At 74.9% G+C, this 9896-nt stretch carries 9 protein-coding genes; 3 read left to right on the plus strand and 6 right to left on the minus strand.

Annotated features, from left to right (window positions below; translation table 11 throughout):
* Positions 1-45 precede the first annotated feature (45 nt).
* Together ABZY20_RS02155 and lgt are read left to right on the plus strand one after the other, a co-directional pair.
* The gene (locus ABZY20_RS02155) at positions 46-822 is read left to right on the plus strand and encodes a thioredoxin domain-containing protein (protein ID WP_356435248.1); all 777 of its coding nucleotides are present in this window, start codon (positions 46-48) and stop codon (positions 820-822) included.
* Between the two features lie 82 nt (positions 823-904).
* Positions 905-1888 (plus strand): prolipoprotein diacylglyceryl transferase, encoded by a 984-nt coding sequence (gene lgt / locus ABZY20_RS02160; protein ID WP_356435250.1) that lies wholly within the window; start codon positions 905-907, stop codon positions 1886-1888.
* Between the two features lie 74 nt (positions 1889-1962).
* On the opposite strand, the gene ABZY20_RS02165 is transcribed toward lgt, so the two are convergent.
* The 6 genes from ABZY20_RS02165 to ABZY20_RS02190 are packed head-to-tail and all read right to left on the minus strand — an operon-like array spanning position 1963 to position 8892.
* The gene (locus ABZY20_RS02165) at positions 1963-2775 is read right to left on the minus strand and encodes a CoA ester lyase (RefSeq protein WP_356435252.1); all 813 of its coding nucleotides are present in this window, start codon (positions 2773-2775) and stop codon (positions 1963-1965) included.
* Positions 2772-3992: a CoA transferase gene (locus ABZY20_RS02170; protein WP_356435254.1), complete on the minus strand. Its 1221-nt coding sequence runs from the start codon at positions 3990-3992 to the stop codon at positions 2772-2774. Before ABZY20_RS02170 ends, ABZY20_RS02165 begins: the two co-directional genes overlap by 4 nt.
* Positions 3989-5371, minus strand: a complete 1383-nt coding sequence (locus ABZY20_RS02175) for an ADP-ribosylglycohydrolase family protein (RefSeq protein ID WP_356435256.1) — start codon at positions 5369-5371, stop codon at positions 3989-3991. Before ABZY20_RS02175 ends, ABZY20_RS02170 begins: the two co-directional genes overlap by 4 nt.
* Entirely contained in the window at positions 5359-6528 is a 1170-nt protein-coding gene (locus tag ABZY20_RS02180) for an ADP-ribosylglycohydrolase family protein (RefSeq protein ID WP_356435258.1), read from the minus strand. The genes ABZY20_RS02175 and ABZY20_RS02180 overlap by 13 nt, the downstream gene beginning before the upstream one ends.
* Before the next feature lie 7 nt (positions 6529-6535).
* Entirely contained in the window at positions 6536-7834 is a 1299-nt protein-coding gene (locus tag ABZY20_RS02185) for an ADP-ribosylglycohydrolase family protein (RefSeq protein ID WP_356435261.1), read from the minus strand.
* Entirely contained in the window at positions 7831-8892 is a 1062-nt protein-coding gene (locus ABZY20_RS02190; RefSeq protein ID WP_356435264.1) for an ADP-ribosylglycohydrolase family protein, read from the minus strand. Before ABZY20_RS02190 ends, ABZY20_RS02185 begins: the two co-directional genes overlap by 4 nt.
* A gap of 248 nt (positions 8893-9140) precedes the next feature.
* Here ABZY20_RS02190 and ABZY20_RS02195 point away from each other — a divergent pair, with 248 nt between their 5' ends.
* Positions 9141-9872 carry a VIT1/CCC1 transporter family protein gene (locus ABZY20_RS02195; protein WP_356435266.1) on the plus strand — a complete coding sequence of 244 codons (732 nt, stop codon included), beginning with the start codon at positions 9141-9143 and terminating at the stop codon, positions 9870-9872.
* Positions 9873-9896 lie beyond the last annotated feature (24 nt).

The following is a 9896-nucleotide window of genomic DNA, read 5'->3' on the forward strand; positions in this document are numbered from 1 at the left end:
GGGTCCGGGGAGGCGCGGTGCGCCTCCCCGGTTCGTTTCCGGGGTGTGAGCGACAAGAACCGTGAGGGAAAGCGCACCGCCCGCGAACGACTGGCGGTGGAGCGCGAGAAGCAGAGGTCCGCGGACAAGCGCCGGCGCGCGCTGATCGTGGGCGGGGCCGTCGTCGCCGTCCTCGGACTCGCGGCGGTGATCGGCGTCGTCGCGGCCAACGCCGGCAAGGACGACGACAGCGAGGCGTCCGGCCCGGTCGTGGCCCCCTCGGGAGCCCAGGGCAAGGACGGCCTGGCCATCCCGGTCGGCAAGGACAGCGCCAAGTCCACGCTCACGGTGTGGGAGGACTTCCGCTGCCCGGCCTGCAAGTCCTTCGAGACGGCGTACCGGCCGGTCATCCACGAGCTGACGAACGCCGGCCAGCTGAAGGTCGAGTACCACCTCGTCACCCTCATCGACGGCAACATGCGCGGCAGCGGCTCGCGCAACGCGGCCAACGCCGCCGCCTGCGCCCAGGACGCCGGGAAGTTCCCCGCGTACCACGACGTGCTCTTCGACAACCAGCCCCCGGAGGTCGACGACGCCTACGCCAGCAACGCCAGGCTGATCGAGCTGGCCGGCAAGGTCGACGGCCTGGACACCCCGGCGTTCCGCTCGTGCGTCGAGAAGGGCACGCACAACGGCTGGATCGCCAAGTCGCACGAGGCCTTCAACAAGGGCGGCTTCTCCGGCACGCCCACCGTGCTCTTCGACGGCAAGAACATCTACCAGGACCGGACGATGACCCCGGCGAAGCTGAAGCAGATGGTCCAGGAGGCGAACCAGGGCTGAGGGGATTCCCATCCCCTGTTATGGACCCGTAGCCGGGCCGCCCGCCCCGGGCCCGGTCCGGCACGGTAGCGTCGACCTTGCCATGGAACTTGCCTTCATTCCCAGCCCTTCGCGCGGGGTGCTGTACCTCGGCCCCATTCCGCTGCGCGGCTACGCGTTCTGCATCATCATCGGCGTCTTCGTTGCCGTCTGGCTCGGCAACAGGCGGTGGATCGCCCGGGGCGGGCGGGCCGGCACGGTGGCCGACATCGCTGTCTGGGCCGTGCCCTTCGGCCTGATCGGCGGCCGGCTGTACCACGTGATCACGGACTACCAGCTGTACTTCAGCGAGGGCCGTGACTGGGTGGACGCCTTCAAGATCTGGGAGGGCGGCCTCGGCATCTGGGGCGCGATCGCCTTCGGCGCGCTGGGCGCCTGGATCGGCTGCCGGCGCCGGGGCATCCCGCTGCCCGCCTACGCCGACGCCGTGGCGCCGGGCATCGCCTTCGCGCAGGCGATCGGCCGCTGGGGCAACTGGTTCAACCAGGAGCTGTACGGCAAGCCCACCGACCTGCCGTGGGCCCTGGAGATCACCTCCTCGGCGGACGGACGCGTCCCGGGCACCTACCACCCGACGTTCCTCTACGAGTCCCTGTGGTGCATCGGTGTCGCGCTGCTGGTCATCTGGGCCGACCGCCGTTTCCGCCTCGGGCACGGGCGGGCGTTCGCGCTGTACGTCGCCGCGTACTGCGCGGGCCGGGGCTGGATCGAGTACATGCGCGTCGACGACGCCCACCACGTCCTGGGCCTGCGGCTGAACGTGTGGACCGCGATCCTGGTCTTCCTGCTGGCGGTGGCCTATCTGGTGGTCTCGTCGAGGACGCGGCCGGGCCGCGAGGACGTGGTGGAGCCGGGCGCGGCGGCCCCCGAAGGCGGCAGCGGCAGCGACGAGAAGAGCAGCGAGGCCGCCGCGGACGAGGAGCCCGCGGACGAGGGGCCCGCGGACGAGGGGCCCGCGGACGAGGCCGACGCCGACGCGGCCGGGGACGAGGCCAGGAACGGGGCGGGGTCGGGGAAGAAGTCCTGACGGCCTGCCGCACCTGACGTTGGAAGGCGCCCGGAGGTGTTCCGGGCGCCTTCGGCGTGTCAGCGGTCGGCGTGTCAGCGGCGGCGGGCCAGGGCCAGGGTCCGCCGGGCCGCCGCCACCACCGCCGCGTCGACGAAACGGCCGTCGGGGAGGGCCTGGGCGCCTGGTTCCGCTGCGGCTGCCTTGAGGACCGTCTCGGCCTGCTCGATCTCCTCCTCGGTGGGCAGGTAGGCGCGCTCGATGACCGGGAGCTGGCGCGGGTGGATCGCGGCGCGGCCGAGGAAGCCCAGGGCGCGGCCCCGGGCGCAGCTCGCCGCCAGCCCTTCCAGGTCGCGGACGTCGGGGTGGACCGACTGCGCCGGCGGGGGCAGACCGGCGGCCCGGGCCGCCACGATCACCCGGGAGCGCGACCAGTCGAGCCCTGCGTCGTCGCCCGCGCCCAGGTCGCCCCGCAGGTCCGCCTCGCCGAGGGAGATGCCCCGCAGGGCCGGGTGGGCCGTGGCGATGGCGTAGGCCTGTTCCACCGCGAGGGCCGACTCCAGCAGGGCGTACAGGTCCGCGGTGGTGCGGTGGGCGACGGGGACGATCCCGGCCGGTGAGGTCACCTTGGGCAGGCGCAGCCCGGACAGGCCGGGGGCCTGCGCGAGGGCGGCGATGTCCTGCTCGGCCCACGGGCTGTCCAGGGCGTTGAGCCGGACGTGGACCGGCACCGGCGGCGGGTCGGCGAGCAGGTCGGCGGTGGCGGCGCGGGCGTACGCCTTGCGCTCCGGGGCGACCGCGTCCTCCAGGTCCACCACGACGACGTCGGCACCGAGGGTGAGGGCCTTCGCCACCACGTGCGGGCGGTCACCCGGGGCGTAGAGCCAGGTGAGCGGGGACTCCGTCACAGGGCGCCCTCGGCGCGCAGTGCCGTGAGGTCGGCGGGGGACAGGCCCAGTTCGGTGAGGACCTCGTCGGTGTCGGCGCCGTGCGGGCGGCCGGCCCAGCGGATCGCGCCGGGGGTCGCCGAGAGGCGGAAGAGGACGTTCTGCATGCGCAGCGGCCCCAGTTCGGGGTCGTCGACGGTGGTCAGGGTGTTCAGGGCCCGGTACTGCGGGTCGGCCATCACGTCCCGGACGTCCTGGACGGGGGCCACCGCCGCCTCCGCCTTCTCGAAGGCGGCCAGGACGTCGGTGCGGTCGCGCGCGGCGATCCAGGAGCCGACCGCCTCGTCGAGGACGTCGGCGTGGCGGGCGCGGTCGGCGCCGGTGGCGAACCAGGGCTCGTCGACGAGCTCCGGGCGGCCCACCAGGCGCATCACGCGTTCGGCGACCGACTGGGCCGAGGTGGACACGGCGACCCAGGTGCCGTCGGCGGTGCGGTAGACACCGCGCGGGGCGTTGTTCGGGGAGCGGTTGCCGGTGCGGGGCTGCACGTGGCCGAGCTGGTCGAACCACAGGGGCTGGGGGCCGAGGGCGGCCAGGATCGGCTCGATCAGGGCCAGGTCGACGACCTGGCCCTCGCCGGTGCGGTCCCGGGCGGCGAGGGCCGTCATCACCGCGTACGCCGTCGTCAGGCCCGCGATGGCGTCGGCCAGTCCGAACGGCGGGAGGGTCGGGGGCGCGTCCGGTTCGCCGGTGATCGCGGCGAAGCCGCTCATCGCCTCGGCGAGGGTGCCGAAACCGGGGCGGTGGGCGTAGGGGCCGAACTGGCCGAAGCCGGTGACGCGGGCCAGCACCAGACGGGGGTTGGCGGCCGACAGCTCGGCGGGGCCCAGGTCCCACTTCTCCAGGGTGCCGGGGCGGAAGTTCTCGATGACGACGTCGGCCGTGGCGGCGAGGCGGAGCAGGGTGGTGCGGCCGCCGGGTTTCGACAGGTCGAGGGTGATCGTGCGCTTGTTGCGGCCGAGCATCTTCCACCACAGCCCGACGCCGTTCTTCGACGGGCCGTGGCCGCGGGAGGGGTCGGGCTTGCCGGGGTGCTCGATCTTGATGACCTCCGCGCCGAAGTCGCCGAGCAGGGTGGCGGCCATCGGCCCGGCGAACAGGGTGGCGAGGTCGAGGACGCGCAGGCCGGTGAGCGGCGGGTCGCCGGCCGTGACGGGGGGAGTGCCGGTGCTGGTCATGGGCGGGTGGCCTCCAGGTGCGTGAGGTGGGCCAGGGTGTCGAAGCCGATGCCGTGGAAGTCGCCGAGGGAGGTGGCCAGGCGGTTCTTCAGGGGAGCCGTCCAGCGGTCGGGGAGTGCCGCGGGGTCACCGGCCAGCAGGCCCGCGATGCTGCCGGCCGTCGCGCCGTTGGAGTCGGTGTCCCAGCCGCCGCTGACGGCCCGGCAGACGGATCCGGTGAAGTCGCCGTCCGCGTGGGTGAGGGCGGCGGCGATCAGGGCGGTGTTGGGGACGGCGTGCACCCAGTGGTGGGTGGCGGCGTGGGCGGCGTGGAGTTCGTCGACGACCGTGTCGAAGTCCTCGTGGCGGCGGGCCAGTTCGACGGCGTGCCGGACGGCCCGGGCGAGACGCGAGCGCGGGGGGACGACCGTGAGGCCGGTGCGCAGGCAGGCGTGGACGTCGTGGTCGCCGGTCGCGGCCGTCGCGATGGCGGCCGCCGTGAACATCGCCGCGTAGACGCCGTTGGCGGTGTGGGTGAGGGTGGCGTCCCGGTGGGCCTGTCCGGCGGCGGCGGCCGGGTCGCCGGGGTTGGTCCAGCCGTGGACGTCGGCGCGGATCAGGGCGCCGATCCATTCGCGGAACGGGTTGCGGTGGCGGGCGGTGTGCGGGGGTTCCACGCCGCTGAGGAGGTTGCGGCAGGCGACGCGCTCGGCGGTGAAGGTGCGCCCGGCGGGGAGCTCGTCGAGCCAGGTGGCGGCCACGTCCGTGGTGGTGAACCGCCTGCCGTGGCGCTGGAGGAGGACGAGGTTGAGCAGGGGGTAGTTGAGGTCGTCGTCCTCGGGCATGCCGTCGATGTTCTCGGCGAGGGAGGTGGCGGCCGAGCGGCGGTTCCAGGGGTGCCGGCGCAGGAGGTCCTCGGGGACGCCCCTGGCGGTGAAGTAGGTGGTGAGGGGCCAGTTGCCGGTGGAGCGGGCCAGCCGGCGAATGGCGTCGAGGGGGAGATTCTCGACCGGTTTGCCCAGCAGGCAGCCGGCGGCCCGGCCCAGCCAGGCCGCTTCGAGGCGCGGCTCGGCGGCGGGGGTGGGTGCCGTCCCCGTGGTGGAACTGCCCGCGGGCTCCGGCCAGTTCGGGCAGAGCGACCGGATGCGGGTCAGGTCCGTCGGCTCGTCGTCGGCGAGGGCGCTGGGCAGGTCCGCCAGTTCGTCCAGGAGGTCCGTCGCCAGCCTGCGGAGGTAGGGGGAGGCCGGGGTGGGGGAGGCCCCTGCCGTGGCGGGGGCCTCCGGGCCGCCCGCCGCTCTCCAGCGGGAGGCGATCGCCGACGGTTCGCGGCCGTCCAGGGCGGCCTGGCGGAGCTCGTGGCCGAGCAGGTCCTCCGGCTGGACCCAGGTCAGTCGGAGCATTCCGGGCCCCCGAGGGAGGTGAAGGCCGCCTCGCGGGCGCGGTGGCGGGACACGTCCCGGGCGAAGATCTCGCGGGTCACGGCGGCGAGGGTGGTGGCCGGTTCCCACAGGTCCAGGCGGCTGGCCTCGGCGACGGTCTTCGCCCACTCCTCGGGGACCGGCGAGCCCAGGGCGCCGGCCAGGGCGCCCGCCATCGTGGCGATGGAGTCGCAGTCCCGGCCGTAGTTGACGGCACCGAGCACGGCGTGCCGGTAGTCGCCCCGGGCCACGAGCAACATGCCCAGGGCGATGGGCAGTTCCTCGATCGAGTGGAGGCGGGACGGGCGGCGGGCGCCCAGGGAGGGCGCCCGGTAGTCGGGGCCCACGGTGTCGAAGGGGGTCACCGCCTCGCGCAGCGGGCGCAGCGCCGACTCGAAGTCCGTGTGGCGGCTCGCCTCCTCGCAGACCCGCTCCACGGCGGCCCGCGTGCCGTCCTTCGCCAGTGACAGGCACGCCGAGACGACCGAGTCCGGGGTCGCCCCCGGGCTGCACGCCGCCGCGACCGCGGCGGCCAGGACGCCCGCGGCCTCCCGGCCGTAGGACGACTGGTGGGCGCCGGCGATGTCCAGGGCCTCGGCGTAGGCCGCGCGGGGGTCGGCCGCGTTGACCAGGCCGACCGGGGCCATGTACATCGCCGCGCCGCAGTTGACGATGTTGCCGGTGCCGGCCTCGCGCGGGTCGGCGTGGCCGTAGTGGAGCCGGGCGACGAGCCACTTCTCGGCGAGGAAGATCCGCTGGAGGGGGAGGGCCTCGGTCTCCAGCTCCGGGATCCAGCGCGGTTCGGTCATCAGGTCGGGGACCAGGTGGTCGGCGATCGCGTAGGCGTCGAGGTGGTCGCGGACCCGGGCGTAGACGCGGACCAGGGCGTGCGTCATCAGGGTGTCGTCGGTGACGTGGCCGTCGCCCTTGTGGTACGGGGCGAGGGGGCGGGCGGTGCGCCAGTCGTCGCCGTGCCAGGGGCCGACGACGCCGTGGACGCGGCCGCCGTGGCGTTCGAGGATCTGCTCGGGCGCGTAGCCCTCGACGGGGCCGCCGAGGGCGTCCCCGACGGCGGCTCCGACCAGGGCTCCGGTGATCCGCTCGTCCAGCGGGGCGTTTTGGTGGGGTTTGGGCTGCATGGCCGCATCATCCACCCGGGCGGGCCGGATGCGCGGCTTCCAGGAGTCCGGCGAGTTCCACGAGGTCCGTGCCGGTGAGGCGGGGGAGGACGCAGCCGGAGAGGGTGCGGCAGGTCCGCCGCCAGGAGGCCGGGACGGACGCGCCGCCGCCCAGTGCTCCGGTGAGGGCTCCCGCCAGGGCCGGGGCGGAGTCCGCGACGCGGGAGAGGCAGGCCGCGGCCGGGACCGCTTCCGCGATCCGGCCGCGGGCTGCGGTGGCCAGCGCGAGGGCGACCGGGACCGTTTCGGCGGCGGCGATGCCGTAGCTGTAGACGTGGTCGACGATCTGGTGTTCCAGGAGAGGCACCAGGGCGAAGGCGCTGTCCGCGTCGGCGGCGAGGCGCAGGGCGTGGCGGGCGTTGCGGCCGATCTCCGTCTCCTCGGGGAGTTCGGCGAGGGCGGCGGTGACACAGGCGCCGAGGTCCGCGCCGGCCAGGGCGAGGGCGAGGGCCGCCGCCATGGCGCGGGCGCCGTGGACGCCGTCGCCGTCCTGGGTGTAGCGGGCGTCGAACTCGGCGAGGGCGGCGGCGCGGCCGGGGTCGCCGGTGTGCGCCACGGCCAGGACGCAGGCGCGCACGCAGGCCGCGTCGTCGAAGTAGTGCGGGTTGTCGTGGCCGGTGGCGGGCGGGCGCAGGCCGGCGGCGAGGTTGCCGAGTCCGGCGCGTACGGAGATGCGGGCGCGCAGGGGGAGGACGGCGGACTCGACCTCCGGGGCGCGGTCCGCCGCGGCGGCGACCTCGCTCGCGACGGCGTTCCAGGTGAGGTCGATGGCGGCTCGGGTGCGGCGCTCCCGGCTGAGGTCGTGCAGCACGGAGTCGTCGCCGGCGAGGAGGAGGGCCTCCGCGGCGAAGGCCGCCCATTCCGCGTCGTCGGAGGGGCCGAGGCGGAGGGGTTCGGGGGGCTGGTTCAGGGCGATGGGGACGGGCAGGGTGGTGGTCGCGTTGTGCTCGGCGAAGGTGTCGAGTTCGCGGGTGAGGCGGCGGGTCCAGTCGGGCATGCGGGCGGCTCTGTGGCGGGCGGCGGGCCAGCCGGCGGCGTCGCCTGCGGCGAGGCCGAGCAGGAGGCCTTCGGTCCGTCCACCGGCCTCGGCTTCGCCTTCGGTCCGTCCACCGGCCTCGGCTTCGCCTTCGGTCCGTCCACCGGCCTCGGCTTCGCCTTCGGCCGTCGTGTCTCCCACCCGCGCACCGCCCGTGACTGTCACCCGAGGGGTCCTGGTCTCCCGTGGGGCGACCGCGCCGTCGGCGGCTGCGGGTTCGTGTGGCGTCATCGGGGGGACTCCGTCTTCTCGCCCGCCGCCAGGGCGAAGGCCGTCGCCGACGGGGGTTCGTCGTCCGGCGGGGTCAGCAGGTCCGCCACGTCCAGGACGTGGTAGCCCGCCATCGCCGGGAGGCAGCGGCCGCGGACCGGGCCGATGGGGGTGGCCCACGCCGGCGGGATCGCCGAGACGCCCCGGGTCGCGCCCGCCAGCGCTCCCGCCACCGCCGCCGTCGTGTCCGCGTCGCGGCCCATGTTCACCGCCGTCAGCACGGACTGCGCGAAGTCGCCGTCGGCCGCCGCGTACGCGCCGAACGCCAGGGCCACCGCCTCGGGGGCCAGGTCCGTCCAGGGGTAGCCGCCGATGACGACCGCCGAGCGGACCGCGCGTTCGCCGCGGTGGGCGGCCGTCACCGCGCGGCGCAGGCTGCGGGCCGTCCAGGAGTCGTCGGGGACGACCGCGAGCGCCGCGGCCACCACGGCGATGGGCGGGGCGCCCGCCATCGCCGCCGCGACTCCGGCCGCCACCGCCTGGCCGCCGTAGATCCCCTCGCCGTCGTGGCTGACCGAGCCGTCGATCGCGGCCAGCCGGGCCGCCTCGGCGGGACGGCCCGCCGCGAACACCCCGAAGGGGGCCGCGCGCATGGCCAGGCCGTCGCTCCAGGCGTGCCGGTGCTGGGCGGAGATGGGCGCCGCCAGGCCCCGGCGGAGGTTCTCCAGCGTGCCGCGTTCGCTGAAGCCGGCGCCCCGGAAGGGACCTTCGTCGCGGTCGGCGATCCACTCGTGCCAGGCGGCTTCCACATGGGCCGGGGTGAGGGCGGAGCCGTGCCGGGCCAGCAGCAGGCCCGAGAAGATCGCGTACTCGGTGTCGTCCGTGCCCGCCGGTTCCTCGGCGACGTATCCGGTGATGCGGCCCCACCGGGCGCGGATCTCGGAGGGCTTCAGGTTCTCGGCCGGGGCCCCGAGGGCGTCGCCGACGGCCAGGCCGAGCAGGGCGCCCCGGGCCCGGGCGCGCGGTCCGGTGGCGTCGCCGGGCGCCGGCAGGGAGGGGATGCAGGCGATCGATGCCATACGGGATGTGTCCCACCCCGGCGGCGGCGCCGAGCGTCGGGGCCCTCAGCATCACCCGGTCGACATATGGGCAGACTATTGATCAATTGAGCGCACAGCGGCAAAAGCGCAGGTTAGCGCAGCCTTTCCTTGCTGGCGGGAAGGGAATGCGGGGCGTAGTTTGAGGGTTGTAAAAATCTGGAACGAGTCCAAAAGGCCCGGTTCGGCGGCGGCGCGCCGTGTCCGGTGGCGGGGAGTGGGGATCATTCATGTCGATCATCGACACCGAGGCGGCGCTGCACGAGGCGCACCGGGACAACCACACGCACCGGGACGTGAACGGCGGCTGGCTGCGCCCCGCGGTGTTCGGCGCGATGGACGGCCTGGTCTCCAACCTGGCCCTGATGACCGGTGTCGCGGGCGGGGCGGTCGGTCAGCAGACCGTCGTCCTCAGCGGACTCGCGGGCCTGGCGGCCGGCGCCTTCTCCATGGCCGCCGGAGAGTACACCTCCGTCGCCTCGCAGCGCGAGCTCGTCGAGGCCGAGCTGGCCGTGGAGCGGCGCGAGCTGCGCAAGCACCCGAAGGACGAGGAGGCCGAGCTGGCCGCGCTCTACGAGGCGAGGGGCGTCGAGCCGCGCCTGGCCCGGGAGGTCGCCCGGCAGCTGTCCAAGGATCCGGAGCAGGCGCTGGAGATCCACGCCCGTGAGGAGCTGGGCATCGACCCCGGCGATCTGCCCTCGCCCACCGTCGCCGCGGTGTCGAGCTTCGGCTCCTTCGCGCTGGGCGCCCTGGTCCCCGTCCTGCCCTACCTGCTCGGCGCGAGCAGCCTCTGGCCCGCCGTGCTGCTGGCGCTGCTCGGGCTCTTCCTGTGCGGTGCGGTGGTGGCGCGGGTGACCGCGCGGAGCTGGTGGTACAGCGGACTGCGGCAGCTTCTGCTGGGCGGCGCGGCGGCCGGTGTGACGTACGCCCTGGGCAGCTTCTTCGGAACGGCCGTAGGATGACCCGGCTTGCACTTATGCGCTGAG

The organism is Streptomyces sp. NPDC006624 (genome assembly GCF_040611555.1).
GTDB lineage: Bacteria > Actinomycetota > Actinomycetes > Streptomycetales > Streptomycetaceae > Streptomyces.

Excerpts from the sequence above, each read along its gene's own strand:
- lgt (WP_356435250.1), top strand. The coding sequence starts at position 905 with ATGGAACTTGCCTTCATTCCCAGCCCTTCGCGCGGGGTGCTGTACCTC.
- ABZY20_RS02170 (WP_356435254.1), bottom strand. The coding sequence starts at position 3,992 with ATGACCAGCACCGGCACTCCCCCCGTCACGGCCGGCGACCCGCCGCTC.
- ABZY20_RS02175 (WP_356435256.1), bottom strand. The coding sequence starts at position 5,371 with ATGCTCCGACTGACCTGGGTCCAGCCGGAGGACCTGCTCGGCCACGAG.
- ABZY20_RS02180 (WP_356435258.1), bottom strand. The coding sequence starts at position 6,528 with ATGCAGCCCAAACCCCACCAAAACGCCCCGCTGGACGAGCGGATCACC.
- ABZY20_RS02185 (WP_356435261.1), bottom strand. The coding sequence starts at position 7,834 with ATGACGCCACACGAACCCGCAGCCGCCGACGGCGCGGTCGCCCCACGG.
- ABZY20_RS02190 (WP_356435264.1), bottom strand. The coding sequence starts at position 8,892 with ATGGCATCGATCGCCTGCATCCCCTCCCTGCCGGCGCCCGGCGACGCC.
- ABZY20_RS02195 (WP_356435266.1), top strand. The coding sequence starts at position 9,141 with ATGTCGATCATCGACACCGAGGCGGCGCTGCACGAGGCGCACCGGGAC.